The following is a 25,021-nucleotide window of genomic DNA, read 5'->3' as shown; positions in this document are numbered from 1 at the left end:
CTGGGTGGCGTCAAAGGAGCCGATTAGCACAGTCAGTTGACCGGTGCACCCTCGGGCACCAGGGAAACCGTGACTTTCGGCACTTTTCCGCCACCGTGCGGAATGCGCAGCGCGAAGTTTTCGCTGCCGCCGGCCCCGATCGTGTTGCCGTCAAGGACGACGCGGCGCGGTGTTTCACCCGCACCACCGACGAGGATGTCCACCGGCGGGGCAGCCTCCACGCCATCGCCGACATTCTCGACGCGGCCATAGACGGACAGCACCTTCATGCCGTTCTGGTCATCGACCGTCGCCGTGACGTCGGCCACGCGAAGCGCCGCGCCGGGCTCGCCTGTCGGAAGGGCCGCCTTCAGCGCCGAAAGGCCGCCGGCATAGGCGAAGACGAAGATGAAGCTCGCGGTGACGAGGCCGGCAAAGGCGCGGCCGGAGAGAAGCTGCAGGCCGGCCTCGCAGAGCCGGGCGCCTGCCGCGCCGGCGCGCACCAGCAGGTGGCGTGAGGCAGGGCGCAGCGGTACAGGGCGAATCGGGCGGTGGTTGTCGTTGGAGGTGCGCGCCGGGCCGTTCCGGATGACGACGAAATCGACGTCGATCACTTCGCAGCGCGCCTGGGACCGCGGCTTCTTGGCAGGCGTCTTCGGTTCGGGCGGCAGGAGATCGATCCGGCCTTTTGCCTGTTGTCTCGCTCTGAAGGCGTTCATCGCGACCTCCCGCTTGGCCGGCTTTCCGCGCAAAGTCAGGGGCGAAAAGTCGGGCATTGAATGAAATCCTTACGAAACGTAAACCATACTGGTTAATGCTTCGGAAACCCGACCGTGAAAGAGCCGCTTTCCTGTGCGACCTGCGCTACGATAGCGAATCGCGGTTCAGGTAACCGCTTCTAGAACCGGATTGGCCATTGATTCATTTCGAGAATGTCGGACTGCGCTACGGGATGGGGCCGGAGATCCTCCGCGACCTGACCTTCGATATTCCGCGCCGGTCCTTCCAGTTCCTGACAGGGCCGTCCGGCGCCGGCAAGACGACGCTTTTGCGCCTGCTATTCCTGTCGCTCCAGCCGACGCGCGGCATCATCCGCACCTTCGACCGTGAGATTTCGACGATCCCGCGCGACGAGCTGCCGATGCTGCGCCGGCGCATCGGCATCGTCTTCCAGGATTTTCGCCTGCTCGATCACCTGACGACCTATGAGAATGTCGCGCTGCCGCTGCGCGTGCGCGGCAAGGAGGAATCGAGCTATCGCGCCGATGTGCTGGAACTCCTGAAATGGGTCGGGCTCGGCGAGCGAATCAATGTGCTGCCCGCGGTCCTGTCCGGCGGGGAAAAGCAGCGCGCGGCCATCGCGCGCGCGCTCATCGACCGGCCCGAGCTGCTGCTTGCCGACGAGCCGACCGGCAATGTCGATCCGCCGATGGCGCGCAGGCTCCTGAGCCTCTTCCTGGAATTGAACCGGCTCGGCACGGCCGTGGTGATCGCCACGCATGATCTGTCGCTGATGGACCAGGTGGACGAGGCGCGGCGCATGATCCTCTCGCAGGGACGGCTCGACATCTATGACTGACGCTCCCCAGGAAACCGCCCAGGACGCCCGGCCCGCCCGCCGGCTGGAAATGCGCGTGCGCCCGACCGCACCCATCGTGCCGCCGTCGAACGTCTCCGGCAACGCACTGATGCTGGTCATCGCCATCATGGCCTTCCTCGCCTGCCTCACCTTCGGCGCGGTCAACATGGTGCGCGCCACGGCCGCGAGCTGGCAGAGCCAGATCTCCCGCGAGGTCACCATCCAGATCAAGCCGGACGATGCGCTCGACATGGAGCAGGCGCTGAAGGACGTGCGCGACCTCGCGCTCACCTTCTCCGGCACCCGTGACGGCACCATCGTCGACAAGGCGGCGACGGCGCGCCTGCTCGAACCCTGGCTCGGCGAGGGCCTCAACATCGACGAGCTGCCGGTGCCCCGTCTCGTCATCGTCACTATCGACGAGCAAAGCCCGCCGGATTTCGCGGCAATGCGGGTGGCACTGGCGGAAAAGGTCCCGACGGCGTTTCTCGACGACCACCGCACCTGGGTGGATCGCCTCGTCGCCATGGCGCGCACCACCGCCTTCATCGGCACGGGCGTGCTGGTGCTGGTCTTTTCCGCCATGGTGCTGACCGTCGTCTTCGCCACGCGCGGCGCGCTTTCGGGCAACCGGCATATCGTCGAGGTGCTGCATTTCGTCGGCGCGGAGGCCGGCTTCGTCGCCTCCGAATTCCAGAAACATTTTTTGAAGATCAGCCTCAAGGGCTCGGTTGCCGGCGGTTTTCTCGCGGCCCTGTTTTTCGCGGTCGCCAGCTTCTGGCAGGGGCGCTCGATCGCCACCCCCCAGAGCGACCAGGCCACCGCGCTGTTCGGCACATTTTCCATGGGGTTCACCGGCTATCTCGGCATTGCCGCGACCATCGTCGTCATCGCGGTGCTGACGACGCTGACGGCCCGCTTCACGGTGATGCGCACGATCCACGAAATCGACCTCATCCGCTCCGACCCGTCGCGAACCGACCAGCTGCCCGACCAATGACCGAGATGAGACGAACCATCGCCGCGAAGCGGACTATCGCTTGCCGCAATCCGGGTCTATGGACGGAATCATGAACGCGCTGGAACGGGCAAAACCGGGACTGCCGCAGGGCATCCGGTCTGACGGGGAGGGGCGGCGCCGACGCATGCGCCCAGCCCGGCTCGTCGTGCGCGTCGTCCTGGCGCTGATCCTGATCGCCGCCGTCGCCGGCATCGGCGGCTTCCTCTATTTCGCCGAGACGGTCGCGGCCCTCGAAGCGCCGCGCGACCCGAAGGCCGACGCCATCGTGGTCTTGACCGGCGGTTACCAGCGCATCGACCGCGCAATCGGCCTGCTCAAGCAGGGTGCCGGCCAAAGGCTGCTGATTTCCGGCGTGAACCCCACGACGAGCGGCAACCAGATCCGCAAGCTCACGCAGAGCTCGTCCGCGCTCTTCGAATGCTGCGTCGACATGGGCTACGAGGCGGTGGACACGATCGGCAATGCCAACGAGACGGCGCGCTGGATCAGCGATCACCAGTTCCGCCGGGTGCTCGTCGTTACCAACAATTACCACATGCCGCGCAGCCTGCTGGAGCTGAGGGTCGCCGATCCGCAGACAGAATTCATCGCCTATCCGGTGGTCAATTCCGACCTGAAGAACGGTAACTGGCTGCGCGAACCCGGCGTCGTGAAGGCCATGCTGTCGGAATATCTGAAATACAGCGCCGCGCAGATCCGGGCCTTGGCGGGCGCGCGCAGTTGGTCCGGTCTTCGCGGCGACGTGGCGGGCCTTTCGGCGCACTGAGATCGCAGCGACGGGAGTTTCCCCGCCCGGCAATATCGTGTAGGGCGAAAGGACGCGTCCCCCTCACAGGCTGCCCGATGATCGTCCTTCGTTCCGTGCTTTTCAACACCGCCTTCTACATCAACCTCATCGTGCAGATGATCGTCATGACGCCGGCCTATTTCCTGCTGCCGCGCAAGAAGGCCTATGGCATCGCCAAGAACTGGGCGAGGAGCAATCACTGGCTCTTCGACAAGATCGTCGGCACGACCTTCGAGATCGAGGGCCTGGAGAACATCCCGACGGGTGGGTACATTTTCGCGCCGAAACACCAGTCGTTCTGGGATGCCTATGCGCTGCTGCCCTGGCTCGACGATCCCTTCTATATCCTCAAGCGCGAGCTGACCTGGATCCCGCTGTTCGGCTGGTATCTGAAGAAGCAGCGCATGGTGCCGGTCGATCGCAGCGCGCGCGGCAAGGTCATGGCCGCCGTGATGGAACGCACCAAGGCCGAGATGAATTCCGGCCGGCAGCTCATCATCTATCCGGAAGGCACGCGCCGTCCGCCGGGTGCGCCACCGGAATACAAATACGGCATCGCCCGGCTCTATCGTGACCTCCAGGTGCCGGTCGTGCCGGTCGTCATGCATCCGGGCCTGTTCTGGCCGCGGCGGAAGGCCATGCGCTATCCTGGCCGCTTCAAGGTGCGCATCCTGCCGCCGATCGCGCCGGGCATGGATCCGGATGCCTTCCTCGCCCATCTCATCGACGTCATGGAAACGGCGAGCGACCGCCTGCTGATCGAGACGGCGGCGGCAAACCCGAACCTCCCCCTGCCGCCGACCGCCGAGCAGCGGCTAGCGGAACTGAAGGCGCATGCGGCGGCCTGATCAGACCGGCAGGCGGGCGTGGAGATCGTCCGCGGCTCGGCCGACATCTTCCAGCCAATGGTCGCGGATGCCCATTTCGCGCAGATGCGCCAGCGTGTTGCGCACATAGTCGATGTTGCGGCCGGATTTTCCGACCGCCGCACTCACGGTCGAGGCCGCCTCGTCGACGGAGAGCGAGCCGGCATATTGCTGGTGGGCGCGGTCGATGATGTAGGCGAGTGTCGTGACGCGGCGGCCGCCGCCGAGCATCGCCGAGAGCGTGCGCTCCTTGTAGACATGGGTCACCAGTTCGCGCTCGCGCAGGTAATCGACGACGGCATCGCGGTTTTCGGGCGCGATGCGGAAGGCGACGCCGCGGCAGGAGCCGCCGTAATCGAGGCCGAGAACCAGGCCGGGCTTCTCCTCCGTGCCGCGGTGCACCCAGGAGCGCACGCAGAGCGACCGGCGGAAGCCGAAAAGATGGGCCGGCTGCCGCTCCTCGAATTCGAAGCCCGGGTTCCACATCAGCGATCCATAGCCAAAGACCCAGAATTCGTTCATATCCACCGTCACTTCTGCCGTTTCTCTAAAAGCCGCCGCAATTGCCGGCTTTGACGCCTTTGCGGGCAAATCGCATCGCCACCATTGGAGAACAACATGGCATCGTCAAGCCACGCCGGCACGTCCGGCGTCTCGCGCAAACTCGTTCGGCTCGCCATTGCCGTCGTTCTCGTCGTTGCGCTCTATACGGGCGGATGGTTCTATGCCGCAAGCTGGCTGAAGGACACGCTGACGCAACAGCTCTCAGCGTCGGCCGCCGGCCTGCATTCCGTTTCCTGCAGCAATCTTTCCGTCCGTGGCTTTCCCTTCCGCATCGGCCTGTTCTGCGACACGGTCGGCATCGACGATCGCCCGACGGGCCTGTCGGCGACGTTCGGCGCGCTGCGCTCGGCCGCCCAGGTCTATCGTCCGGGCCATGCCGTCGTCGAGCTCGACGGGCCGGCGCAGGTGCGCGTCACGCCGGATCTCGTCTTCGATGCCGATTGGGACCTGCTGCGCGCCAGCGCCGTCGCCTGGACGAACGGGCTCGACCGCGCTTCCGTCGTCTATGACGGGCTGAAGGGCCGGCTTAATGTGCCGTCGGAAGCCGTCTCGATCGGCGTTGCCGCCGCGCATGGCGAAAAGCATATCCGCCAGTCCGGCGAAGCGCTCGACGTTGCCGCCTCCTTCGATGCGCTGTCGCTCGATCTCGGCGACCGCGTGCTGCCGCCACTCGACGTCACGGTCGACATGACGGTTGCCGATGCGGCGAAATGGATTTCCACCGAAGGCCCGCCGGCCGACGTGCCGCTCGGCGCAAGCGTGGAGCTGCGCCGCCTGTCACTCGACCTCGGCGATGGCAAGGTCGCGGCACTCTCCGGCCCGCTCAAGGTGGGCGACGACGGTTATCTTTCCGGCACGCTCGATCTCGACATTGCCGGCATCACGGTCTGGCGTGACCGGATTTCCGCGGCGTTTCCGGAGATTGCCGAGACGGCGGCGCAGGTGGCGCAGGTCATCGAGGGCCTGTCGAAGGGTGGCGACCGGGCGGTGGTGAAACTCAACGTCCAGGACGGGACCGTCTATCTCGGCCTCTTCCCGATCGCCTTCATCCCGCCGTTCTAACCTTTCTTATCCGCGACCGGACGGCCGAAGTTCGGCGCGGCGGTATCCTGGCCGGCATCGATGATCGAACGGCGGATGGCGCGGGTGCGGGTGAAGAGGTCGAAGAGTTTTTCGCCGTCGCCCCAGCGGATTGCGCGCTGGAGATAGGCGAGGTCCTCGGAAAAGCGCGACAGCATTTCGAGGATCGCGTCCTTGTTGTGCAGGCAGACGTCGCGCCACATGGTCGGGTCCGAGGCCGCCAGACGCGTGAAGTCGCGGAAACCGGAGGCCGAATATTTGATGACTTCCGATTCCGTCACCGTCTCCAGGTCATCGGCCGTGCCGACGATGTTGTAGGCGATGATGTGCGGCAGGTGCGAGACGATGGCGAGCACCTTGTCGTGGTGCTCCGTGTCCATCTCGTCGACCTTCGAGCCGAGCGCCTCCCAGAACGCGGCGAGCTTGCGCTTGGCGTCCTTGTCCGTACCGTGCACCGGCGTCAGGATGCACCAGCGGCCCTGGAACAATTCGGCGAAGCCGGCGTCGGGGCCGGAATGTTCGGTGCCGGCGAGCGGGTGGCCGGGGATGAAGTGCACGTTCTTCGGAATATGCGGCAGCATCTGTGCCACCACCGAGGCCTTGGTGGAGCCGACGTCGGTGACGATGGCGCCGGGCTTCAGGTGGGGGGCGATCTCCTCCGCCACCTTGCCCGAGGCGCCGACAGGCACCGAGACGACGATCAGGTCGGCGCCTTCGACGGCCTGGCCGGCGTCGTGCACATAGTCGGTGCCGAGGTCCAGCTCACGGGCGCGGTCGAGCGTCTCTTGGCTGCGGCTGGAAATGGTGACGGTCTTTGCCAGCCCCTTGGCCTTCACAGCCCGGGCGATGGAGGAGCCGATGAGGCCGATGCCGATCAGCGTGATCTTGTCGAAATGTCCGTCCGTCATGTCCGCCGCCCTTCTTTGCCGCTCCGGCCCGGATTAACGGGCGGCTCAACATTTGTCGAGGGGATCAGCGCGGCGCGCGCTCGCGCGTCGTCGGCACGCCCTGCGGCGCCAGCACCGGCACGAAGACGCGGCGCGAGGCGCGGGCGGCGACCGGCAGGCCCTGATACAGCCGTTTCTGCGCCTCCACGATGATGACGCCGGAAAACATTGGCCAGAGCATGCGCCCCAGCCGCTCGAAGGCGCCGCGCAGTTTCTGCACGCTGCGCAGTTTCGAGGGCGGGAAGAACAGTGCTTCGGCGCTGGCGCCGGGCGTGAAATTGGTCTCGCGCAGCAGCGCCGTGAGCTGGCCGCGCGAATAGGGCCGGCCGGAGCCGAAGGGCGTGTGCTCCATGCGCGCCCAGACACCGCGGCGGTTCGGCACGACGATGACGAGCCGCCCGCCTGGCGCCAGCACGCGCCAGAGCTCTTTCATGGTCTCGCGCGGGTTTTCCGCGAATTCCAGCGAATGCACCATCAGGATGCGATCGACGGCAGCGTCCGGCAGCGGCAGCTCCTCATCGAAAACCAGCGCCGTGGAGGAAAGTTCGCTCGGCGGCCAGTTCACCGCGCCCTGGCCGGCCGGCATGAAGGCGAAGGTGCGCTCGGTATCGGCGCGGAAGCGTTCGAGATAGGGCACGGCATAACCGAGCCCCACCAGCCGCTCGTCCGGCAGCCGCGCCCAGAGCGAGGCGAGCGCCATGGCGATCGAATGATCGGCCAGGCGGCCAAGCGACGAGTGGTAGAATTCGCGGAGGTCGACGATATCGGCATGCATGGCTTGAATGTGAGCGATAGGCCGGTGGACTTCAAGGCCGATTGCCTTACATTCCCGCCGACCGCCCGACCGATAGATGAGGATTGCGCCATGGCTTCGCTCGAACTCGACCTCTTTCCCTGCCGCAGCGATAATTTCGGCGTGCTGCTGCATGACCCGGCGACGGGCGCGACCGCGAGCATCGATGCGCCGGAGGAACAGCCGATCCTCGATGCGCTGTCGCGCCGCGGCTGGACGCTCAGCCATATTTTCACGACCCATCACCACAACGACCATGTCGAGGCCAACCTGGCGCTGAAGGAGCGCTTCGGCGTCACGATCATCGGGCCGGCGCACGAGGCGCCGCGCATTCCCGGCATCGATCAAAAGGTAGATGGCGGCGACAGCTTTGACTTCGCCGGCCGCCGCGTCGAGGTCATCCTGACGCCGGGCCATACGCTGGGGCATATCTGCTTTTACCTGCCGGAGGAAAAGCTGCTGTTTGCCGCCGATACGCTTTTTGCGCTCGGCTGCGGCAGGCTTTTCGAAGGCACGCCGGCGCAGATGTGGGACTCGCTGACAAAACTCGCTGCCCTGCCGGACGAGACCACCGTCTATTTCGGCCACGAATACACGCTGTCCAATGCGCGCTTCGCAAAGACCGTCGATCCGGAGAATGCAGCGCTCCTCAGCCGTGTCGCCGAGATCGAGGCGCTGCGGGCGCAAGGCGCCTTCACGGCGCCGACGACGATCGGGCTGGAAAAGGCGACCAATCCCTTCCTGCGCGCCGCTGACCCGGCGATCCGTCGCCATCTTGGCCTTGAGACGGCCAGCGACGCCGAGGTCTTTGCCGAGATCCGGGCGCGCAAGGATCGGTTCTGATGGCGCCCGAAGAGATCATCGCCCGGCTCGGCATGGAGCGGCATCCGGAGGGCGGCTGGTATGTGCAGACCTTCAGGGATGCCGATGGCGGCGAGCGCGGACACTCGACGGCAATCTACTACCTGCTGGAAAAGGGCGAGCGCTCGCACTGGCACCGGGTGAAGGATGCCGTGGAGATTTGGCACCACTATGCGGGCGGGCCGCTGGCGCTGTCGCTGAGCGACGGCAAGGCCCCGGCCGAGGTGCAGGTGCTCGGACCCGATTTAGCGGCGGGCGAGCGGCCGCAGCTCATCGTTCCGGCAAACTGGTGGCAGGCGGCCGAGCCGCTCGGCGACTGGACGCTGGTCGGCTGCACGGTCTCGCCCGGCTTCGTCTTTTCGTCTTTCGAGATGGCGCCGCCCGGCTGGGTGCCTGGCGACTGAGCTCAGACCGGGGCCGTCGCGCGCCTGCGCAGGATCATGTCCTTGGCGGCGAGCACCGCGCCGCCCGTTACCAGCAGGCAGGCGAGGCCGATGCGCCAGGACGGTTCGGCGAACCCCGTGAGGATCAGCATGAAGGTGGAGAGCAGCGGCGCGGCATAGCTTGCGGCGCCGAGGATCTGGATGTCGCCGTTCTTGACGCCGAAATCCCAGGCATAGAAGGCGGCCCCCACCGGCAGCAGGCCGAGACCGGCGACGGCGAACCACTCGAAATTGCTTTGCGGCCAGACGGTGGTTTCCAGCATCACATGGCAGAGGAGCGACAGCAGCGAGGTGGCGAGGCAGAAGCCGGTCACCACATCGGTCGAGACGGCCTCGAAGCGGCGGGTGATCAGCGAATAACCGGCCCAGGTGAAAGCGCAGAGGAAGGCCGCGCCATAACCGACGAGATAGGCCTCGTCGAAGGCAAAGCCGTTGCGGCCGACGATGAGGACCGTGCCGCCGAGGCCGAGCACGGCGCCGACGACATGGTTCCACTTCAGCGTTTCGCCCGGCAAGAGCGCCGAGCCGACGACGATCAGCAGCGGCCAGAGATAGGCGATGAGGCCGGCCTCGACGGCCGGCGCGTTGCGCAACGCCGTGAAATAGAGGAAGTGGTAGCCGAACAGGCCCAGAATGCCGGTGATCCAGACCTTTGCCGGCTGCCGGAGCAGTCTGATGCGCTGCGGCCTTGCGGCGAGCACGACGAGGCCGGGCAGGCTGCCGATCAGGAAGCAGATGGCGGAAAGCTGGAAGGGCGGCATCTTGCCCGAGGCGGCGGTGAAGAGCGCCAGCAGCGCCCACATGAGGATCGCCGAAAAGCCGATGAGGGTTGCACGCGTCTTCAAGGCCGATCACTCCCGCCGGTTTTCCGACGGGGCGCCGCGTCAGCCGCCGAAGCGCGTGGCCGAGACGGTGACAGGGCCGAGCTTGGTCGGAATCTGCACATAGACCGGAGCATATACATTCGCCCCCTCGGCCTTGGCAAACCAGATTTCCATCGTCTTCAGCTTGCGCAGGTATTCCACGTCGTCACGGCCCTTCTTGTAGCCGGACTTGGGGATGAAGCGGATGCCGCAGACCACGACATCGCCCTCGAAACCCTTGGTGGAATAGGGCTTTGTGCCCTTGGAGGTGAGCTTCAGGTCCATCCGGGATTCGCCGTCGAAGATCGGCAGCGTCTTCGGGCAGACCTTGCCGTCGTCGGAAGGGATGATCAGGCCGGAGATCGGGTCCAGCACGGCGCGCATGTCGGCGCTGGAGACCGGCACCCAGTTCTTCGGCTTGCGGCGCGGCGGCGTCATGTTTGCGGTGATGACGTTGCCGTTGCGGAAGGTGACGTCGATGGCACGGCTGCGCTTGCCGCTCTTGTAGGTCACGGAATAGTTGGTGGCGCGCAGCTTGTCGCGGCTGACCGTGCCGGAGACCGAGGTCGTGCCCTTTGTGCTCGAAAAGATATCGGCGAGGCCGGCCGATTGCAGGCTGCCGGAGATCGTGTAGCGGTTGCCCTGGAAGGCCGAGCGGAAGGTGGCGGTGGCGACCGGCAGGCCGGAAAGCCGGATGCTGTAGTCCGTGCGGTGCTCGATTTCAGCCGACGACAACGGTGTCGCGCTGCCCGCAAGGGCAAGCGACATCAGTGCGCCAGCAATCCAACCCCGCCCGTTCATCCTTACGCTCTCCATTGAGACGCTCCGCCTAACCCGCCATTGCGGCGATTCTGCGCCGGTCAAAAAATCCCGATCGGCTTGCTATTGCCTGCAAATCATGAGCTTTGGCAACTGAATTCAAGCTGAACGGCAGGTTTGGCTTGACGGCTCCGCTCCGTGTGACTATAGAACCGCAACTTTCCAAAAAGGCCAGACGGACTGCGGCCGGTTTCGGTGCCGGAAACGTATTGTCCTGAACCAAGAAAAATAGGTGTACCATGTCCCGTAGTTGCGAATTGACCGGCAAGGGCGTCCAGTCGGGCAACAATGTGAGCCACGCAAACAACAAGACGAAGCGCAAGTTCCTGCCGAACCTGTGCAGTGTCACGCTGATTTCCGACGCCCTCGGCCAGCGTTACCGTCTTCGCGTTTCCGCTGCAGCGCTCCGCTCCGTCGAGCACCGCGGTGGCCTCGATGCCTTCCTGCTGAAGGCTGACGAGAACGAACTGTCGATGCGCGCTCGTCTGCTGCGCCGCCAGATCGCCAAGAAGACCGCAGCCGCTGCTGTCGCTGCCTGATCTTTCAGGCTTTGCGTTGCGATGCTTTGATTGAGGCTTGACCGGTTCCGGGCAGGCCTCAATGCTTTGCGTTGCGTTAAATTGTCAGTCCTCCAACTGGTGGCATCACCCAGGATAAAAAAATGCTAGCGAACCGCATTACCCTTATCTATGTCCTTCTGATGACGGTCGTCGTCGTCGCCTCCAACGTGCTGGTGCAGTACCCGCTTTCCGGTGAACTGTTCGGCATCGCTCTCGGCGACCTCCTGACCTATGGCGCCTTTACCTATCCGGTCGCCTTCCTCATCACAGACCTCACGAACCGCCAGTTCGGCCCGCGCGTTGCGCGCCGCGTCGTCGCGGCCGGCTTTCTGGTCGCCGTGGTGTTTTCCTTCGCCGTCGCCTCGCCGCGCATCGCCATTGCGTCCGGCTCGGCCTTCCTGCTGGGACAACTCCTCGACATCTCCGTGTTCAACCAGCTGCGCCGGCAGGCCTGGTGGCGCGCGCCGCTGCTCGCCTCGGTGATCGGTTCGGTGCTCGATACGGTGATCTTCTTCTCCTTCGCTTTCGCGCCGGTCTTTTCCATCTTCGGCCCGAACGATGCCTTCGCGATCGAATGGGCGCCGGTGCTCGGCGTGCTGACCACGGACGCGCCGCGCTGGATCTCCTGGGCGCTCGGCGACTTCACTGTGAAGGTGCTGGTCGGCATCGTCATGCTGCTGCCCTACGGCGCGCTGATGAGCAAGCTGAAGCCGATGCCGGGCGTCGAAAAGACGGCTTGAGAAAAGAAGGGCTAGAGCCCTGCCGCGTCGTGGACGAGCTCACCGGTGAATCCACATGCGGCGCCATGATAGCTGAGGCAACCGCTGCGCTCTTCGATCAACAGCTTGCCGTCTCTTGAAAAGACCAGACCGACTTCACAATAGCGTGCATTGACCCCCGATTGTTCCGCGCTCGGATCATAGGCTTCATTCTCGACGAAGAAGTTTCCCCCGGCACTATCGAGCTTCACTTCACCCTCAATGCCGCCGCCGCAGCCTGGAAGTCCATCCTCCTGCATGGGAACCACCGTTTCGATGGAGATCTTGTAGATATCGTCTTGCACATGCTTGAGATCGACCGTCAGATCGCCTTCACCCTTGCCGGACCACAATCCCTCCAGCGGGTTTACGTCCTGCGCAAATGCGGGCAAGGCGGCCAGAGCAACGAGCGTGGCAATGATTGTAGATCTGTTCATGTAACTTCCTTAATAAAGTACGCACAGATATTCCGGTGCAATTACAGCGGAGACAGGACGGGATCGATCAGCATATCGATCGATTCGTTTGCTGATTTTCCTTCCTAAGACCATGACGTCAAGAGCGACGTGATTACAGAACGACCACCGTTATTAAGGGGCATCGGTGGTTTTGACTGGTATCAAGGACGTGTGGCAAGGCGAGAGCCGGTTAAAAACCCAGCTGGCGTGACGCTTCATTGCCCTTGGAGCAGGCGGAATTCCAGCATGAGGTTGCGCTGGAGAATCGAGTGGTTGTCGTCGGAGACGACGATGAGGCGGATGTCGTCCGGCGCCATAACCACCACGTCGAGCCCCTCCATATTGTCGATCTGGTGGCTGAGGTCGACGTCGATCAGCACCTCGCCATCGACCACCGCGCCGGGACGGATCTTCGTGCCATCGATCCGCCGAATGCGCATGCCGACGCCGTCGGAAAGCCGGAAGCGGCGCTCCAGCAGCAGCAGGTCGCCGTTTGGCAGGAAGGCGCCGTCGGTGATGTCCCAGGGGTCGTTGCGCTTCACGGTGAAAGAACCGGCAAGCGGGCCGCCGAGTATCGCGGCGAGCGCGTTGCCCTCGGCATCGAGGCTGCGCTCGGTGACCGTCACCGGTACGGCGCCGAGTGGCCCTGCCTCCGGCGACATCACGAGGGTCTCCATGCCGCGATTGCCGCGCAGCTCTTCGCGGGGGAAGGGCAGCGGCAGTTCGCGTGATGGCCGCGCTTCCATGAAGCCCGGGTCCGGATAGGCATCGATGCGATGCACGGACTCGAAGCTGACGAGCAGCTCGCCCTTGCCAATTGCCAAGCCCTCGGCATCCATCTGGTACTTGACGTTCTCGTCCTGGCCCTCGGCGTTGAACATCGAGCGCGTCTTGAGGTCGGCAAGGCCGCTCAGGCGACCTTCGGCATCGCGCTCGATGCGGCCGGTCAGCCAGTGCCCCGTGTCGAGCACGGCGACGAAGGATTGATGGTCCGCGCGAAAGCGGATCGCCGACACGGCGCCGAGCAGCGGATTGCTGGACGAATAGCTAAGGCCGCCGAGGAATTCGAGTTTGCCGAAGGTGCGCGTGTCGGAGCCGAGCGCGAATTGCGAGAAGGCGCGGTTGACGACCGGCAGGTCGATGATTTGAGCTGTCGCCGGTTGCGCCAGGATAAGCGCGACGGAGAGCGTGAGGCAACGCAACAGGCGCCGGTGCGCCGTCGGCTCAGCCCGCACGGCGGCGGCCGGCGGGGCGTCGGCTGGTGGCCTCGTCGGCGAAGAGCGAGGCGAGCTGTTCGGTCATCGCGCCCGCCAGTTCGTCCGCATCGACGATGGTGACGGCGCGGCGATAGTAGCGGGTGACGTCATGGCCGATGCCGATGGCGAGAAGCTCGACGGGCGAGCGCGTCTCGATCTGTTCGATGACCGCGCGCAGGTGCCGTTCGAGATAGTTGCCGGGGTTTACCGAGAGCGTCGAATCATCGACCGGTGCGCCATCCGAGATCATCATCAGGATGCGGCGCTGTTCGGGACGGGCGAGCAGGCGGTCGTGTGCCCAGATCAGCGCCTCGCCGTCGATATTTTCCTTGAGCAGGCCTTCGCGCATCATCAGGCCGAGATTGCGCCGTGCGCGCCGCCAGGGGGCGTCTGCCGCCTTGTAGATGATATGGCGCAGGTCGTTGAGGCGGCCCGGCGCCTGCGGCTTGCCGCTGCCGAGCCATTTTTCGCGCGACTGGCCGCCCTTCCACGCCTTGGTGGTGAAGCCGAGGATTTCGACCTTCACGCCGCAGCGCTCCAGCGTGCGGGCGAGAATATCCGCGCAGGTGGCGGCGACCGTGATCGGCCGGCCGCGCATCGAGCCCGAATTGTCGATGAGCAGTGTCACGACGGTGTCGCGGAAGGTCGTGTCCTTCTCGCGCTTGAAGGAGAGCGGCTGCATCGGATCGATGATGATGCGCTGCAGGCGGGCGCTGTCGAGGTAACCCTCTTCGAGGTCGAATTCCCATGCGCGGTTCTGCTGCGCCATCAGGCGGCGTTGCAGGCGGTTCGCCAGCCGACCGACGGCGCCTTGCAGATGGGCGAGCTGCTTGTCGAGGAAGGCGCGCAGGCGATCGAGTTCCGCCTCGTCGCAGAGCTCTTCCGCGGTGATCGTCTCGTCGAATTCCTGCGTGAAGACCGTGTAGTCGACCTTCTCGTTGAAATCGGTGAAGGGGTGGTTCGGGCGGCGCACTTCGCCGGGCGTCTCGGTGTCGTCGCCATCGTCGTCCACGAGATCGTCGTCGGAGATTTCCGCGCCGTCCATCTCGCCTTCGTCCATCTGCTCGTCGGACGTCTCGTTCTCGTCGGCCGGTGCCGAATCGTCGCCGGCATCTTCCTGGCTGTCGTTGTCTTCCTGCTCGTCGCTGCGCGGCTGGTTTTCATCCTCGGGCGTTTCGGAATCGTCCGGCTCGGTCTCGTCGTCGCCGTACTGTTCGGCGACATTCATCGAGGCGAGCATGTTGCGCACGACGCGGGAGAAGGCCTGCTGGTCGTTGATCGTCGCGGAAAGGCCGTCCATGTCCCTGGCGGCCTTGTCCTCGATGAAATCGCGCCAGAGATCGAGCACCTTGCCTGCGGAGGCCGGCGGGGCCTGGCCGGTCAGCTTTTCGCGCACGATGAGGGCGACGGCCTCTTCGAGCGGCGCATCGGCCTGGCGGGTGATCGCGGAAAAATTCGCCTTGGCGTATTTCTCCGTCAGCATGGTGGTGAGGTTCTGCGCCATGCCATGCATGCGGTTGGAACCGATCGCCTCGACGCGGGCCTGCTCGACGGCGTCGAAGATGGCGCGGGCGTCGGCACCCTGCGGCGACATGGTCGCGTGAATGCGGGCGTCGTGGCAGGCCTTGCGCAAGGCCATGCTGTCGCCCAGGCCGCGGGTAATGGCGACTTCGGCAGGCGTCGGGCGCTTGGTCAGTTCCGGTAGGCGGATGCGCTCGCCGGTCATGCCGGGCCGCTCGTTGGCGAAGGTGACCTCCACCTCCGCATCGCCGGAAACGGCGCGAACACAGCCCGTCACCGCGCGGCGGAACGGCTCCATGTCGACCACGCCGCCGGGCCTCGGCTTCGAATTGTCTCCGCGAGCAGCCATGAGCTTCCTACCCGACCGTCAGGCCGTCGCCTCAAGCACGATGTTGGCGGCGCTTTCCTTCAGCTCGACGCCGAAGGCGCGCTGGTAAAGTTCGGCGACCAGCGTGCGTTCCAGTTCGTCGCACTTGTTGAGGAAGGTGACACGGAAGGCGAACGCGATGTCCCCAAAGATTTCCGCGTTTTCGCCCCAGGTGATGACCGTACGCGGGCTCATCACGGTGGAAAGGTCGCCGTTGATGAAGGCGGCGCGGGTGAGATCGGCAACGCGGACCATGCGCGAAATCGTCTCGCGGCCGTCCTTGCCGGCAGCCAGGCGCTTCACCTTGGCGGCGACGATGCTGACTTCGTTGTCGTGCGGCAGGTAGTTCAGCGTCGTGACGATCGACCAGCGGTCCATCTGCGCCTGGTTGATCTGCTGCGTGCCGTGATAAAGGCCCGTCGTATCGCCGAGGCCGACCGTGTTGGCGGTGGCAAACAGGCGGAAGGCAGGGTGCGGGCGGATGACGCGGCTCTGGTCGAGCAGCGTCAGGCGGCCGGAGGATTCCAGCACGCGCTGGATGACGAACATCACGTCCGGGCGGCCGGCGTCGTATTCGTCGAAGACGAGCGCAACATTGTGCTGGTAGGCCCAGGGCAGGATGCCGTCCTTGAATTCGGTGACCTGCAAGCCGTCCTTGACGACGATCGCGTCCTTGCCGACGAGGTCGATACGGCTGACATGGCTGTCGAGGTTGACGCGCACGCAGGGCCAGTTGAGGCGGGCCGCGACCTGCTCGATATGGGTCGACTTGCCCGTGCCGTGGTAGCCCGAGACCATGACGCGTCGGTTATGCGCGAAACCCGCGAGGATGGCCAGCGTGGTTTCCCGGTCGAACAGGTAGTCCGGGTCCAGGTCCGGCACATAGGCGTCCGCCTTGGAATAGGCCGGAACCCGAAGGTCCGTATCAATGCCGAAGGCCTCCCGTACGGAAACCGTGGTGTCCGGGAGGTTGGAAATATCGAGATCCATCTTGCTCATCACGTCTCCGTGGGCTGCCGCCACCCGCGCGTCCGCCCAATGTCTTGTTGTGCGCCGTCTTATTGTGCGCCGACTGCTCTAGCAGAAGCCGGCCTGCTTTAACAATTGATATGCTTGAATGACCGCGCGAAAACGCTCCTCCGAGCCCCTATCTCCGCCATTTGCATCGGGGTGATGCTTTTTGACAAGGGCTTTGTAGGCGGTCTTGACGTCCTGGGCCGTCGCATTGGCGGCAAGGCCGAGCGTATCGAAGGCTTTTGCCTCCAGTGTCTTCAGTTTTCGGGTGCGCGGTTCGAGGCGCGGTCCGCGGCTTCCCTTGCCCTCGCCGAACAGGCCGAACGGATCGCGGATGCGCTGATTTGCCCCAGCGGTGCCGGAGCGGGCGCTGCCCTGCGTCGGGCCGTTCTTGGAGGCCTTGTTGACACCGATCGTCCAGGTCGGGCGGTGGCCGGTGATCGCCTCTTTCTGGTAGCGCGCGATCTCGCCGTCGGAGAGGCCGGAGAAGTAGTTGTAGCCCTTGTTGTATTCCTTGACGTGCTCGAAGCAGAACATGAAATACTGGCCTTCGGCATTGCGGCCCACCGGCGCGCGATGCACGGCATTCTCTTCGCAGCCGTCCCACTGACAGGTCGGCGCGGCGCGTTCTGGACGCTCCACGCGCCGCTTCGTGCGGATGCGGTCGAAGTATTTGGAATCGAGTTTCATGGCGCTAATTATGGGGGTCAGGACGATCTCCCACAAGAATTGACAAAGCGGATTGTTGCTGGCTTTGTGGGACCCTTTTCCTGCGTCGCGGCAGCGCCGCCGAAGGTTTGCCATGTCCATGAAATCCAGCATAACCGAGAAGCTCGGCGCCGCTTTTGCGCCGGAGCGTCTCGAGGTCATCAACGAAAGCCACCTGCATGCCGGCCACAAGCCGGAATTTGACGGTGAGGGCGAGACACATATGCGCGTGCGCATCGTCTCGTCCGCCTTCGCCGGCATGAGCCGCGTGGCGCGTCATCGGGCGATCAATGATCTGGTGAAGGCGGAGTTCGATGCCGGGCTGCATGCGCTCGCCGTCGAGGTGGCGGCACCTGGGGAGCCGACGCGCTGGTGATCACTCCGCCGGCTGCTGGGCTTCTGCCGGGCGAATGCGCAGCTTGGTAATGCGATTCTTTACACGTTTCATGACGATGAAGCGCTTGCCGTAGAAGGTGAATGCCTGCCGCTCCTCGGGAATCGATTTCGATTCGTGGATGACGAGGCCGGCAATGGTGGTCGCCTCCTCATCGGGCAGATTCCAGTCGAGTGCGCGGTTGAGGTCGCGGATCGGCACGCCACCATCCACCACGATGGAGCCGTCTGCCTCCTGCCGCACGCCCTGGATATCGATATCGTGTTCGTCGGAAATGTCACCGACGATCTCCTCCAGAATGTCTTCGAGCGTGACCAGCCCCTGCACCTCGCCATATTCGTCGACGACGATGGCGAAGTGGCCCTTGCGGCGCAGGAAGGCGTTGAGCTGTTCCTTGAGGTTCGTGGTGTCGGGCACGAACCACGGCTTCTGCACGACCTTGGTGATGTCGAGGTTGGCAGGCTCCATGTCCGGTTCGGCGAGGGCACGCAGCAGGTCTTTCGCATGCACGACGCCGATGATGTTGTCGGTCGAGCCGCGCCAGACCGGCATGCGCGTATAGGCGCTTTCGAGAATGGTCCGGACTATGGCTTCCGGCGGCTCGTCCGCATTCAGCACCCGCATGGATGTGCGGTGGACCATGATGTCGGAGACCTCGAGTTCATCGAGATCGAGGATGCCGCCCAGCCGATCCCTGTCCGCTTTGATCACCGCACCTTCGCGATGCAGCAGGTTGACGGCGCCGCGCAGTTCCTCGTGTGCCGTCAGCATGGGCTCGTCATTGGAGAGTGTGACGCCGAAGATGCCGAGGATGACTCGGACGATGCCGTTGACCGCCGTCGAGAGTGGGCCGGCAATGGCCACGTAGATGCGCACGAAGGGTGAGACGAAGAGAGCGAATCGATCCGGCGAGGAGATGGCCCAGCTCTTCGGCAGGACTTCGGAAAAGATGACGAGCAGCACGGTCATCGCGATCGTCGCGATGGCCACGCCGGAATCACCGAACAGGCCGAGGAACAGGCTGGTCGTCAGCGACGACGCGAGGATGTTGACGAGGTTGTTGCCGATGAGCAGGGCGCCAATCAGGCGATCGCGCCGCTCGATCAGTCTGTTGACGATGCCCGCACGCACTTCGCCATTGGCTTCCAACGTGTGCATCCGTGCCCGCGATGTCGCGGTCAGTGCCGTCTCCGAGCCGGAAAAGAATGCCGAGGCGGCGATCAGCCCCAGGATGGAGAGGAATATCAACCAATATTCGGCGAGGAAGGCCATGACGGATTCGCTGGTCATTTCGGCAGCTTTTCCTTGAGGAAGGCGACGACTTCGGATTGCGGCACATCATCGGCAACGAAGGACTGGCCGATGCCGCGCGTCAGGATGAAGGTGAGCTTGCCGCCCTTGACCTTCTTGTCCTGGGCGATCGCATCCATCAGCCGTTCCGCCGGCGGCAGGCCGCCCGGGATCTGGTCCAGCGTGGTCGGCAGGCCGACCTCGCGAAGATGCGCCTCGACGCGCCGGCCGTCGTCGGGGCTGGCGAGGTTCATGCGGGCGGAAAACTGGTGGGCGAGCACCATGCCGATCGAAACACCCTCGCCGTGGACGAGGCGGGCGCTGTCATAGTCCGTCGCGGCCTCCAGCGCGTGGCCGAAGGTGTGGCCGAGATTGAGCAGGGCGCGCGCGCCGTTCTCCCGCTCGTCGGCGGCGACGACGTCGGCCTTGGCCTGGCAGCTCGTGGCGATCGCCTCGATACGGGCCTCGCCGCCGGCAAAGACGTCCTGCCAATTTTTCTCCAGCCAGGCGAAAAAGTCCGGCTTGTCGATCAGGCCATATTTGGCGACTTCGGCATAACCGGCGCGGAATTCGCGTTGCGAGAGCGTGTCGAGCACGTCCGTATCGGCAAGCACGAGGTCCGGCTGGTGGAAGACGCCGATGAGGTTCTTGCCGTGCGGCGAGTTGATGCCCGTCTTGCCGCCGACGGAGGAATCGACCTGCGCCAGCAGCGAGGTCGGCACCTGGATGAAACGCGAGCCGCGGCGCGCGATGCCGGCGGCAAAGCCGGTGAGGTCGCCGATGACGCCGCCGCCGAGCGCCACGACCGCGTCGTTGCGCTCGATGCGGGCGGCGAGCACGCTGTCGCAGACGCTGATCAGGTGCTCGAAGCTCTTCGTCTTCTCGCCGGCCGGCAGAACGAGCGAGACGGCATCGATGCCTTCTGCGTTAAGGGCAGCCATGAAGCCGTCGAGATAGAGGGGGGCGACATGCGCATCGGTGATGACGGCGATCTTGCGGCCCTTGAGGCGGGTGGCGATCTCGCGGCCGGCGGCGGCGATCAGGCCGGGGCCGATCAGGATGTCGTAGGCGCGGTCGCCCAGTTCGACCCTTACGGTGCGGCGGGCGGTGGCAGTGGCAGTCATCGTCATCTCGTCAGGTTCTGGGGCGGGCGGCGGTGATCGCGGCGAGCACCTCCTCCACCATGGTTTCCTTCTTCACGTCGCGCGAGAGCACCGTGAGATCGGCTTCCGCATAGACGGGATAGCGGGCGTTCATGAGGTTTTCGAGCGTCTGGCGCGGATTTTCCGTCTTGAGCAGCGGGCGGGTGTCGCGCTTGTTGACGCGCTCCCACAGCACGTCGAGGTCGGCCTTCAGCCAGACGGTGAGCCCGCCGCGCCGGATGTGTTTTCGCGTGTTCTCGTTGATATAGGCGCCGCCGCCGGTCGACACGACCCGCGGGCCGGAGCGCAGCAGGCGCTTGATGACCCGGGTTTCCAGCGCGCGGAACTCCGCCTCGCCGTAAGCCGCGAAAAGATCGGTGATCGACATGCGCGAGACGCGCTCGATTTCGTGGTCGGAATCGATGAAGGGAATGCCGAGCGCCTGCGCCGTCATCCGGCCGATCGCCGACTTGCCGGCGCCCATCAGGCCGATCAGCACGAGGTTGCGCTTGCCGAGTGCTGCGCGGGCCTGCTCGGCGAGCGTGGGAGGGGCCTGTTCGATCAGCTCGGTCATTGGTGTTTCCGGGGTTTCGTCCCTTTCCGTATCGACAAAAGCACCGGAAGCGTCAAGCCTGCGCGGGGGTTCATCCTTCGTGTCGGCCTTGCGCTCGGCGTGGGGCGAGGCGATATAGGGGGCATCGTCCCGGAGAGCGCCATGCCGACCCTGTTCCGATTCCTGTTCTTCTGCGCCGTGATCGCCGGCTCGATCTACGGCACGATGGTGGCGCTGGTGACCTTCGTGGAGCCGACGGAGCGCGAGGTGACGATCCGCATTCCTTCCGAACGGGTGAACCCGCAGCCATGAGGGACCCCTCCGCACTGCAGGTCGAATCCTTCCTTGAGATGATGAGCGCCGAGCGTGGGGCTGCTACGAACACGCTGCAATCCTACGAGCGGGACCTGGAGGACGTGCGCTCCTTCCTCAACGGGCGCGGCGTGCGCCTGACGGAGGCGACACCGGACGATCTGCGCGCCTATCTCGGCCATCTCGCCAAGCAGGGTTTTGCCGCCTCCTCGCAGGCGCGGCGCCTCTCGGCGCTCCGGCAGTTCTTCAAGTTCCTCTATGGCGAGGGCCTGCGCGGCGATGACCCGACCGGCATTCTCGACGCGCCGAAGAAGGGCCGCTCGCTGCCGAAGACATTGAGCGTCGACGATGTCGGCCGCCTCATCGGGCGGGCGGAGGCGGAGGCGGCGGAGCCCGGCGGCAACCCTCTGATGCGCCGCCGCATGCATCTGCTCGTGGAACTGCTCTATGCGACGGGCATGCGCGTCAGCGAGCTCGTTTCGCTGCCGGCAAGCGCGCTGGCGCAGACCGGGCGTTTCCTCGTGGTGAAGGGCAAGGGCAACAAGGAGCGGCTGGTGCCGCTGTCACGCGCTGCGGTTTCAGCACTCGATGCCTATGGCGAGGCACTGGCGGCCGAGATCGGCGATGATCCGGCGGCGGGGCGCTTCCTGTTTCCGGCGAATAGCAAAGAAGGCTTTCTGCCGCGCCAGGTTTTTGCGCGCGACCTGAAGGCGCTGGCGGGGCGAGCCGGCATTCGTGCCGCGACACTCTCGCCGCATGTGCTGCGCCATGCTTTTGCCAGCCATCTGCTGCAGAACGGCGCGGACCTGCGCGCCGTGCAGGAACTGCTCGGCCACTCGGACATTTCCACGACACAAATCTATACCCATGTGCTGGAAGAACGGCTGCACCAGCTCGTTCAGACCCATCACCCTCTTGCCAAACAGGCAAAAAAACCGGATTAGGACCCCCAATGCTTGCAAATGGCCGCTTGGCCGGCTGCACCCTGGCGCGGTTTGAGCAAACGATCGGAAACGCATCTCATGCACAACTACCTCGATTTCGAAAAGCCCATCTCGGATCTCGAAGGCAAGATCCACGAGCTGAGAAAGCTCGCCGAGGAAGATGAGAGCATCGACACGACGGATGAGGTCGGCCGGCTGGAAATCCGCGCCCGCGAGGCGATGGCCGACATCTATTCCAAGCTGACCCCCTGGCAGAAGACGCAGGTCGCGCGCCATCCGCAGCGCCCGCACTTCCTCGATTTCGCCGGCCAGCTTTTCGACGAGTTCACGCCACTTGCCGGCGACCGCAAGTTCGCCGAGGACGAGGCGATCCAGGCCGGCCTCGGCCGGTTCCGCGGCGAGGCCGTCGCCATCATCGGCCAGGAAAAGGGCAACGACACCAAATCGCGCCTGAAACACAATTTCGGCAGCGCGCGGCCGGAAGGCTACCGCAAGGCGATCCGCGTCATGGAAATGGCTGACCGCTTCGGCCTGCCCATCGTTACTCTGATCGACACCGCCGGCGCCTATCCGGGCATCGGCGCAGAAGAGCGCGGCCAGGCGGAAGCCATCGCCCGCTCCACCGAAATGTGCCTCAATGTCCGCGTGCCGATCGTCTCGGTCGTGCTCGGCGAAGGCGGTTCGGGCGGCGCCATCGCCATCGCCACCGGCGACCGGGTCTACATGCTGGAACACGCGATCTACAGCGTGATCTCGCCGGAAGGCGCGGCCTCCATCCTCTGGCGCGATTCGACGCGCGCCAAGGAGGCGGCCAGCAACATGAAGATCACGGCCGAGGACCTGAAGGCCTTCGGCATCATCGACGGCATCATCCAGGAGCCGGTCGGCGGCGCGCATCGCGACCCCGAAGCGGTGATCGGGCGCACCGGCGACGTGATCGCGGCGGCCCTCAAGGACCTCGGCGCCAAGCCGGGCGACCAGCTACGCAAGGACCGCCGCCAGCGCTATCTCAATATCGGCCGCCAGCTTTAACCGGATTCTTGGCGCTTGGCGGCCTTCCGGGCCGCTTTCGCCCAATCTCGGCCATATTCCTTGTGTCTGAGAAGATCGCGGGTTCCCGGCAGCCTCGCGAAAGAATTTCCGGTTAAGAATTTATGAAGTATAAGCCGGTTACGACTGCGCGTCCGCCCTTGTCGGCGCGACGGCATGCGATCTGACGATTGTTGACGGACCTTTCGAATGCGCCTGACTGTTCTTGCCGCTGTATCGCTTCTCGCTGTGGCCGCTGCCGGCTGCACGAACGAGACGCTCGACACGTTCGACAAGGTCGACGTCGACATCACCAAGGTTTCCAGCAAGACCAACTACCAGCTTTCGTCCGCGGTGCTCGGCAAGCTGTCCTCGATGGGCATCGACCGCTCCTCGCCGATGATGCTGCGCATCTTCAAGGAAGAGGGCCGGTTGGAGCTCTGGAAGGCCGACCGGGCGAACCGCTTCAAGCTGGTGCGCAACTACAAGATCTGTGCCTGGTCCGGCAAACTCGGGCCGAAGATGAAGGAAGGCGACCGCCAGGCGCCGGAAGGGTTCTATCCGCTCTCCAAGGCGAACATGAACCCGAATTCGAGCTATTACCTCGCCATCAACACCGGCTACCCGAATGCCTTTGACCGCGCCAACAAGGCGAGCGGCACGCACCTGATGATCCACGGCGCCTGCTCGTCGTCCGGCTGCTATTCGATGACCGACGAGCAGATGGTGGAAATCTTCGCCTTCGCCCGCGATGCGTTCGGCGGGGGGCAGTCGACCATCCAGCTCCAGGCCTTCCCTTTCCGCATGACGGCGGAAAACATGGCGCGCCACCGCGACAATCCGAATATCGAATTCTGGAAGATGCTGAAGGTCGGTTACGACCATTTCGAGCTGACCAAGCGTCCGCCGGAGGTCAATGTCTGCGAGAAGAAGTATGTCTTCAACCAGCAGGCCGACAAGCCCTTCTCGCCGACGGGCGCCTGCCCCGCGATGACGACGCCGGCCGGCCTCGAAGTGGCGCTCGGCAGTTACAACAAGACCTATGCCGCGGCTTACGCTACGGCGATGCGCAAATATGACGGCACGGTCTGGGTCGAGCCTTCGGAAGCCCAGCGCAAGGCGATTGTCGCCGACCAGCGCAAGGGCCGCGAGCTCGCCTATGCGCCGACCGGCAACTCGCTCGATGCCGGCAAGCTGATGACGGCCCGCGAGATTGCCGAGCAGAAGCGCAAGGCGGAAGAGGCCGAAAAGCGCAAGGTCGAGGCGGCCGAACGCGCGGTTCGCGAAGCCGAGCAGGCCAAGCTCGACGCCGAGCAGGCGAAGATCAAGGAAGCGGAAGCGCTTGCCGCCGACGTTGCTGCCGCCAAGGCCGCAAAGCAGGCCGAGGGCAAGGACGCCCTGCCGGTGCCGGAGGAAAATCCGGGCGTCGCCGTTGTCGAGAAGAAGGAAGAAAAGCCCTTCTGGAAGTTCTGGACCGACAAGGCGGCACCGCGCAAGGTCGAGCCGGTCGCGGGAGTGACGCAGGAGACCCAGCAGCAGGCGAAGGCCGAAGCCGGGACGCAGACACTCCAGAAGGAGCAGAAGCCGGCGACGGAGACCGCCGGCCAGCGCGTCGAGAAGCCCGCGGAAGGCGCGGTCGTCCTGCCGACACCGGAGCAAAATCCGGAGGTTCAGGTCGTCGAGAAGAAGGCCGAAAAACCCTTCTGGAAATTCTGGCAGAAATGATCACCACGGCGGCCCGCGACGAAGCCGAGGTCTATGACCTGCGCGGGCTGAAATGCCCGCTGCCGGTGATGAAGGCGCGTAAGCGCCTGTCGACGATGGCGGGCGGCGCCGCACTCTGGGTCGAAACCACCGACCCCCTCGCCGTCATCGACATTCCCCACTTCTGCCACGAGGACGGCCACGCGCTTGAGGCAAGCGAGCGCGTCGAGGCGGGGCACCGCTTCCTGATACGCAAGAAGGTTTAGTGGTTCGCAGCTATTGTCGCGTCTTGCTGCTACCCCCCTCTGCCCTGCCGGGCATCTCCCCCACAAGGGGGAGTGTTTACACGGAACGCTTTTGAGATTCTGCTATGGGGGTGATTTTGCGTGGAGGCAGGTGATGGATTGCC

General features: G+C 64.7%; 29 protein-coding genes. 15 read left to right on the top strand and 14 right to left on the bottom strand.

Features of this window, described 5'->3' with window-relative positions; genetic code table 11:
* Window positions 1-32: 32 nt before the first annotated feature.
* Window positions 33-698 carry a hypothetical protein gene (locus tag AC1Q6Z_RS34775; protein ID WP_492650699.1) on the bottom strand — a complete coding sequence of 222 codons (666 nt, stop codon included), beginning with the start codon at window positions 696-698 and terminating at the stop codon, window positions 33-35.
* 197 nt (window positions 699-895) lie between these two features.
* Between AC1Q6Z_RS34775 and ftsE the strand changes: the two genes are divergently transcribed.
* The 4 genes from ftsE to AC1Q6Z_RS34755 all read left to right on the top strand — a co-directional run bounded on the left by ftsE (window position 896) and on the right by AC1Q6Z_RS34755 (window position 4,214).
* On the top strand, window positions 896-1,558 hold the full coding sequence (gene ftsE / locus AC1Q6Z_RS34770) for a cell division ATP-binding protein FtsE (RefSeq protein WP_256121406.1): 663 nt from the start codon (window positions 896-898) through the stop codon (window positions 1,556-1,558).
* The gene (locus AC1Q6Z_RS34765; RefSeq protein WP_492650698.1) at window positions 1,551-2,558 is read left to right on the top strand and encodes a cell division protein FtsX; all 1,008 of its coding nucleotides are present in this window, start codon (window positions 1,551-1,553) and stop codon (window positions 2,556-2,558) included. The genes ftsE and AC1Q6Z_RS34765 overlap by 8 nt, the downstream gene beginning before the upstream one ends.
* A 145-nt stretch (window positions 2,559-2,703) precedes the next feature.
* Window positions 2,704-3,345, top strand: a complete 642-nt coding sequence (locus AC1Q6Z_RS34760; RefSeq protein ID WP_492650709.1) for a YdcF family protein — start codon at window positions 2,704-2,706, stop codon at window positions 3,343-3,345.
* A 77-nt stretch (window positions 3,346-3,422) separates the two neighbouring features.
* The gene (locus AC1Q6Z_RS34755) at window positions 3,423-4,214 is read left to right on the top strand and encodes a lysophospholipid acyltransferase family protein (RefSeq protein WP_492650697.1); all 792 of its coding nucleotides are present in this window, start codon (window positions 3,423-3,425) and stop codon (window positions 4,212-4,214) included.
* Here AC1Q6Z_RS34755 and AC1Q6Z_RS34750 read toward each other — a convergent pair whose 3' ends face one another.
* Complete coding sequence (locus AC1Q6Z_RS34750) at window positions 4,215-4,766, bottom strand: gamma-glutamylcyclotransferase (protein WP_492650696.1); 552 nt, start codon at window positions 4,764-4,766, stop codon at window positions 4,215-4,217.
* An 84-nt stretch (window positions 4,767-4,850) separates the two neighbouring features.
* On the opposite strand from AC1Q6Z_RS34750, the gene AC1Q6Z_RS34745 reads away from it, so the two are divergent.
* The gene (locus AC1Q6Z_RS34745; protein ID WP_492650695.1) at window positions 4,851-5,858 is read left to right on the top strand and encodes a DUF2125 domain-containing protein; all 1,008 of its coding nucleotides are present in this window, start codon (window positions 4,851-4,853) and stop codon (window positions 5,856-5,858) included.
* Here the strand turns inward: AC1Q6Z_RS34745 and AC1Q6Z_RS34740 are convergent.
* The gene (locus tag AC1Q6Z_RS34740; RefSeq protein ID WP_435269212.1) at window positions 5,855-6,784 is read right to left on the bottom strand and encodes a prephenate/arogenate dehydrogenase family protein; all 930 of its coding nucleotides are present in this window, start codon (window positions 6,782-6,784) and stop codon (window positions 5,855-5,857) included. The genes AC1Q6Z_RS34745 and AC1Q6Z_RS34740 overlap by 4 nt on opposite strands.
* Before the next feature lie 64 nt (window positions 6,785-6,848).
* On the bottom strand, window positions 6,849-7,598 hold the full coding sequence (locus AC1Q6Z_RS34735; protein ID WP_256121401.1) for a class I SAM-dependent methyltransferase: 750 nt from the start codon (window positions 7,596-7,598) through the stop codon (window positions 6,849-6,851).
* 90 nt (window positions 7,599-7,688) lie between these two features.
* On the opposite strand from AC1Q6Z_RS34735, the gene gloB reads away from it, so the two are divergent.
* The gene (gloB, locus tag AC1Q6Z_RS34730) at window positions 7,689-8,459 is read left to right on the top strand and encodes a hydroxyacylglutathione hydrolase (RefSeq protein WP_492650694.1); all 771 of its coding nucleotides are present in this window, start codon (window positions 7,689-7,691) and stop codon (window positions 8,457-8,459) included.
* Entirely contained in the window at window positions 8,459-8,881 is a 423-nt protein-coding gene (locus AC1Q6Z_RS34725; RefSeq protein WP_492650693.1) for a cupin domain-containing protein, read from the top strand. The genes gloB and AC1Q6Z_RS34725 overlap by 1 nt, the downstream gene beginning before the upstream one ends.
* 2 nt (window positions 8,882-8,883) lie before the next feature.
* Here the strand turns inward: AC1Q6Z_RS34725 and yddG are convergent, their stop codons facing one another.
* A complete protein-coding gene (gene yddG / locus AC1Q6Z_RS34720) occupies window positions 8,884-9,765 on the bottom strand; it encodes an aromatic amino acid exporter YddG (protein ID WP_492650692.1) in 882 nt (293 codons plus the stop codon).
* A 39-nt stretch (window positions 9,766-9,804) separates the two neighbouring features.
* On the bottom strand, window positions 9,805-10,584 hold the full coding sequence (locus tag AC1Q6Z_RS34715; RefSeq protein ID WP_256121396.1) for a DUF3108 domain-containing protein: 780 nt from the start codon (window positions 10,582-10,584) through the stop codon (window positions 9,805-9,807).
* Between the two features lie 257 nt (window positions 10,585-10,841).
* Here AC1Q6Z_RS34715 and rpmB point away from each other — a divergent pair, with 257 nt between their 5' ends.
* Complete coding sequence (gene rpmB, locus AC1Q6Z_RS34710; protein ID WP_256121395.1) at window positions 10,842-11,141, top strand: 50S ribosomal protein L28; 300 nt, start codon at window positions 10,842-10,844, stop codon at window positions 11,139-11,141.
* A 122-nt stretch (window positions 11,142-11,263) separates the two neighbouring features.
* The gene (locus tag AC1Q6Z_RS34705) at window positions 11,264-11,902 is read left to right on the top strand and encodes a VUT family protein (protein ID WP_256121394.1); all 639 of its coding nucleotides are present in this window, start codon (window positions 11,264-11,266) and stop codon (window positions 11,900-11,902) included.
* Between the two features lie 11 nt (window positions 11,903-11,913).
* On the opposite strand, the gene AC1Q6Z_RS34700 is transcribed toward AC1Q6Z_RS34705, so the two are convergent.
* The 5 genes from AC1Q6Z_RS34700 to AC1Q6Z_RS34680 all read right to left on the bottom strand — a co-directional run bounded on the left by AC1Q6Z_RS34700 (window position 11,914) and on the right by AC1Q6Z_RS34680 (window position 17,235).
* Window positions 11,914-12,357 carry a hypothetical protein gene (locus tag AC1Q6Z_RS34700; protein WP_492650691.1) on the bottom strand — a complete coding sequence of 148 codons (444 nt, stop codon included), beginning with the start codon at window positions 12,355-12,357 and terminating at the stop codon, window positions 11,914-11,916.
* 236 nt (window positions 12,358-12,593) lie between these two features.
* Window positions 12,594-13,613 (bottom strand): esterase-like activity of phytase family protein, encoded by a 1,020-nt coding sequence (locus AC1Q6Z_RS34695; protein WP_492650690.1) that lies wholly within the window; start codon window positions 13,611-13,613, stop codon window positions 12,594-12,596.
* Window positions 13,603-15,504, bottom strand: coding sequence for a cobaltochelatase subunit CobT (gene cobT, locus AC1Q6Z_RS34690; protein ID WP_256121391.1), 1,902 nt, complete (start codon window positions 15,502-15,504; stop codon window positions 13,603-13,605). The genes AC1Q6Z_RS34695 and cobT overlap by 11 nt, the downstream gene beginning before the upstream one ends.
* An 18-nt stretch (window positions 15,505-15,522) precedes the next feature.
* The gene (gene cobS / locus AC1Q6Z_RS34685) at window positions 15,523-16,521 is read right to left on the bottom strand and encodes a cobaltochelatase subunit CobS (RefSeq protein ID WP_256121390.1); all 999 of its coding nucleotides are present in this window, start codon (window positions 16,519-16,521) and stop codon (window positions 15,523-15,525) included.
* Window positions 16,522-16,599: 78 nt separating this feature from the next.
* On the bottom strand, window positions 16,600-17,235 hold the full coding sequence (locus AC1Q6Z_RS34680; protein WP_256121419.1) for a J domain-containing protein: 636 nt from the start codon (window positions 17,233-17,235) through the stop codon (window positions 16,600-16,602).
* A 103-nt stretch (window positions 17,236-17,338) separates the two neighbouring features.
* On the opposite strand from AC1Q6Z_RS34680, the gene AC1Q6Z_RS34675 reads away from it, so the two are divergent.
* Entirely contained in the window at window positions 17,339-17,620 is a 282-nt protein-coding gene (locus AC1Q6Z_RS34675) for a BolA family protein (protein ID WP_319324171.1), read from the top strand.
* On the opposite strand, the gene AC1Q6Z_RS34670 is transcribed toward AC1Q6Z_RS34675, so the two are convergent.
* The 3 genes from AC1Q6Z_RS34670 to AC1Q6Z_RS34660 are packed head-to-tail and all read right to left on the bottom strand — an operon-like array spanning window position 17,621 to window position 20,644.
* Window positions 17,621-18,928 carry an HlyC/CorC family transporter gene (locus AC1Q6Z_RS34670; protein ID WP_492650689.1) on the bottom strand — a complete coding sequence of 436 codons (1,308 nt, stop codon included), beginning with the start codon at window positions 18,926-18,928 and terminating at the stop codon, window positions 17,621-17,623. It lies immediately after the preceding gene.
* Window positions 18,925-20,052: a 3-dehydroquinate synthase gene (gene aroB / locus AC1Q6Z_RS34665; RefSeq protein ID WP_492650688.1), complete on the bottom strand. Its 1,128-nt coding sequence runs from the start codon at window positions 20,050-20,052 to the stop codon at window positions 18,925-18,927. The genes AC1Q6Z_RS34670 and aroB overlap by 4 nt, the downstream gene beginning before the upstream one ends.
* A 10-nt stretch (window positions 20,053-20,062) precedes the next feature.
* Entirely contained in the window at window positions 20,063-20,644 is a 582-nt protein-coding gene (locus AC1Q6Z_RS34660; RefSeq protein WP_435269204.1) for a shikimate kinase, read from the bottom strand.
* 141 nt (window positions 20,645-20,785) lie between these two features.
* Here AC1Q6Z_RS34660 and AC1Q6Z_RS34655 point away from each other — a divergent pair, with 141 nt between their 5' ends.
* From AC1Q6Z_RS34655 to AC1Q6Z_RS34635, 5 genes are all read left to right on the top strand, one after another.
* Window positions 20,786-20,935 (top strand): hypothetical protein, encoded by a 150-nt coding sequence (locus AC1Q6Z_RS34655; protein ID WP_202402872.1) that lies wholly within the window; start codon window positions 20,786-20,788, stop codon window positions 20,933-20,935.
* Window positions 20,932-21,879, top strand: coding sequence for a site-specific tyrosine recombinase XerD (locus tag AC1Q6Z_RS34650; RefSeq protein WP_492650687.1), 948 nt, complete (start codon window positions 20,932-20,934; stop codon window positions 21,877-21,879). Before AC1Q6Z_RS34655 ends, AC1Q6Z_RS34650 begins: the two co-directional genes overlap by 4 nt.
* A gap of 78 nt (window positions 21,880-21,957) precedes the next feature.
* Window positions 21,958-22,911: an acetyl-CoA carboxylase carboxyltransferase subunit alpha gene (locus tag AC1Q6Z_RS34645; protein ID WP_256121383.1), complete on the top strand. Its 954-nt coding sequence runs from the start codon at window positions 21,958-21,960 to the stop codon at window positions 22,909-22,911.
* Window positions 22,912-23,118: 207 nt separating this feature from the next.
* On the top strand, window positions 23,119-24,633 hold the full coding sequence (locus AC1Q6Z_RS34640) for a L,D-transpeptidase family protein (RefSeq protein ID WP_492650686.1): 1,515 nt from the start codon (window positions 23,119-23,121) through the stop codon (window positions 24,631-24,633).
* A complete protein-coding gene (locus tag AC1Q6Z_RS34635) occupies window positions 24,630-24,878 on the top strand; it encodes a sulfurtransferase TusA family protein (protein WP_492650685.1) in 249 nt (82 codons plus the stop codon). Before AC1Q6Z_RS34640 ends, AC1Q6Z_RS34635 begins: the two co-directional genes overlap by 4 nt.
* The last annotated feature ends 143 nt before the right edge of the window (window positions 24,879-25,021 follow it).

Source organism: Shinella sp. GW835-FHT14H05 (assembly GCF_058793575.1).
This window is presented reverse-complemented; position numbering and strand designations above follow the sequence as displayed.

What these genes read in the sequence shown, in the direction of transcription:
- AC1Q6Z_RS34705 (WP_256121394.1), top strand. Translation starts at nt 11,264, where the DNA reads ATGCTAGCGAACCGCATTACCCTTATCTATGTCCTTCTGATGACGGTC.
- AC1Q6Z_RS34740 (WP_435269212.1), bottom strand. Translation starts at nt 6,784, where the DNA reads ATGACGGACGGACATTTCGACAAGATCACGCTGATCGGCATCGGCCTC.
- AC1Q6Z_RS34670 (WP_492650689.1), bottom strand. Translation starts at nt 18,928, where the DNA reads ATGACCAGCGAATCCGTCATGGCCTTCCTCGCCGAATATTGGTTGATA.
- AC1Q6Z_RS34640 (WP_492650686.1), top strand. Translation starts at nt 23,119, where the DNA reads ATGCGCCTGACTGTTCTTGCCGCTGTATCGCTTCTCGCTGTGGCCGCT.
- cobS (WP_256121390.1), bottom strand. Translation starts at nt 16,521, where the DNA reads ATGAGCAAGATGGATCTCGATATTTCCAACCTCCCGGACACCACGGTT.
- AC1Q6Z_RS34675 (WP_319324171.1), top strand. Translation starts at nt 17,339, where the DNA reads ATGTCCATGAAATCCAGCATAACCGAGAAGCTCGGCGCCGCTTTTGCG.
- gloB (WP_492650694.1), top strand. Translation starts at nt 7,689, where the DNA reads ATGGCTTCGCTCGAACTCGACCTCTTTCCCTGCCGCAGCGATAATTTC.
- cobT (WP_256121391.1), bottom strand. Translation starts at nt 15,504, where the DNA reads ATGGCTGCTCGCGGAGACAATTCGAAGCCGAGGCCCGGCGGCGTGGTC.
- AC1Q6Z_RS34725 (WP_492650693.1), top strand. Translation starts at nt 8,459, where the DNA reads ATGGCGCCCGAAGAGATCATCGCCCGGCTCGGCATGGAGCGGCATCCG.
- AC1Q6Z_RS34775 (WP_492650699.1), bottom strand. Translation starts at nt 698, where the DNA reads ATGAACGCCTTCAGAGCGAGACAACAGGCAAAAGGCCGGATCGATCTC.
- rpmB (WP_256121395.1), top strand. Translation starts at nt 10,842, where the DNA reads ATGTCCCGTAGTTGCGAATTGACCGGCAAGGGCGTCCAGTCGGGCAAC.
- AC1Q6Z_RS34765 (WP_492650698.1), top strand. Translation starts at nt 1,551, where the DNA reads ATGACTGACGCTCCCCAGGAAACCGCCCAGGACGCCCGGCCCGCCCGC.
- AC1Q6Z_RS34745 (WP_492650695.1), top strand. Translation starts at nt 4,851, where the DNA reads ATGGCATCGTCAAGCCACGCCGGCACGTCCGGCGTCTCGCGCAAACTC.
- aroB (WP_492650688.1), bottom strand. Translation starts at nt 20,052, where the DNA reads ATGACTGCCACTGCCACCGCCCGCCGCACCGTAAGGGTCGAACTGGGC.
- AC1Q6Z_RS34700 (WP_492650691.1), bottom strand. Translation starts at nt 12,357, where the DNA reads ATGAACAGATCTACAATCATTGCCACGCTCGTTGCTCTGGCCGCCTTG.
- AC1Q6Z_RS34635 (WP_492650685.1), top strand. Translation starts at nt 24,630, where the DNA reads ATGATCACCACGGCGGCCCGCGACGAAGCCGAGGTCTATGACCTGCGC.
- AC1Q6Z_RS34735 (WP_256121401.1), bottom strand. Translation starts at nt 7,598, where the DNA reads ATGCATGCCGATATCGTCGACCTCCGCGAATTCTACCACTCGTCGCTT.
- AC1Q6Z_RS34650 (WP_492650687.1), top strand. Translation starts at nt 20,932, where the DNA reads ATGAGGGACCCCTCCGCACTGCAGGTCGAATCCTTCCTTGAGATGATG.
- AC1Q6Z_RS34645 (WP_256121383.1), top strand. Translation starts at nt 21,958, where the DNA reads ATGCACAACTACCTCGATTTCGAAAAGCCCATCTCGGATCTCGAAGGC.
- AC1Q6Z_RS34760 (WP_492650709.1), top strand. Translation starts at nt 2,704, where the DNA reads ATGCGCCCAGCCCGGCTCGTCGTGCGCGTCGTCCTGGCGCTGATCCTG.
- AC1Q6Z_RS34655 (WP_202402872.1), top strand. Translation starts at nt 20,786, where the DNA reads ATGCCGACCCTGTTCCGATTCCTGTTCTTCTGCGCCGTGATCGCCGGC.
- AC1Q6Z_RS34715 (WP_256121396.1), bottom strand. Translation starts at nt 10,584, where the DNA reads ATGAACGGGCGGGGTTGGATTGCTGGCGCACTGATGTCGCTTGCCCTT.
- AC1Q6Z_RS34660 (WP_435269204.1), bottom strand. Translation starts at nt 20,644, where the DNA reads ATGACCGAGCTGATCGAACAGGCCCCTCCCACGCTCGCCGAGCAGGCC.
- AC1Q6Z_RS34755 (WP_492650697.1), top strand. Translation starts at nt 3,423, where the DNA reads ATGATCGTCCTTCGTTCCGTGCTTTTCAACACCGCCTTCTACATCAAC.